We start from the raw sequence: 693 nt of genomic DNA, 5'->3' as shown, positions 1-693 counted from the left end.
ACACTCGCTTCTGGATCTGACTCAATTGCGCTTAAAACGGTCATGACCAACCAAGGTAAAAAAGATCTCGCGTTAGAATCAGGGCACACCATTTGGCCAGACACTGGCTACCAATTTGCCGTGCCGGGGTTGGAAGGGAAAGAAGAATCCATGGCCGACCATGCCCTCGCCGATCGCATGGTCGCTTATGATCGAGACTGGGCCTTTGCACTTCATGCTCCTTATTTTGATCGCGTCAAATACAATGGTCGTGATATGTACCTAGGGCATACCTTGAAAGCAGGAGAAAGCCGCACTTTCCAATCCCGATTACAAGTGGTTCCAAATGGAGACATGGCCCCCATTGTCAAGGCAGAAGCTGACCGACTAGGACAAGCGACAGGCACCATCAACGGCCAATTACGCGCAGATAATGGTCGTGTTCCTGAAGATGCTATCGTGATGATCGAAAAAGAAGGACAACCCTATGCCTGGACATTGGCCAAAGATGGCCAGTACAGCATGGCGCTGCCTGAGGGTGAGTACCAAATCTACGGCACAGCGACTGGTCACGCAAACAGCGAGCTGCAATCGATTCAAGTGGCGAGGAATGGCGAGCAAACACTCGATTTTACGTCTCTAAAACGCCCAGCAACTCTCTCACTTCAAGTTGAAGAGGCAACATCAGGTCTGGCCAAAGATGCGAGAATCACC

The 693-nt window shown here is 50.8% G+C and carries 1 protein-coding gene; it reads left to right on the top strand.

The features are described from left to right. On the top strand, positions 1-693 hold a 693-nt coding region (locus R7Z50_RS27640), incomplete at both ends, for a carboxypeptidase-like regulatory domain-containing protein (RefSeq protein WP_318149775.1).

The organism is Vibrio sp. 1249-1, assembly GCF_033340495.1.
Note: the sequence above shows the minus strand (reverse complement) of the source record. Positions and strands in the feature narration are given on the sequence as shown.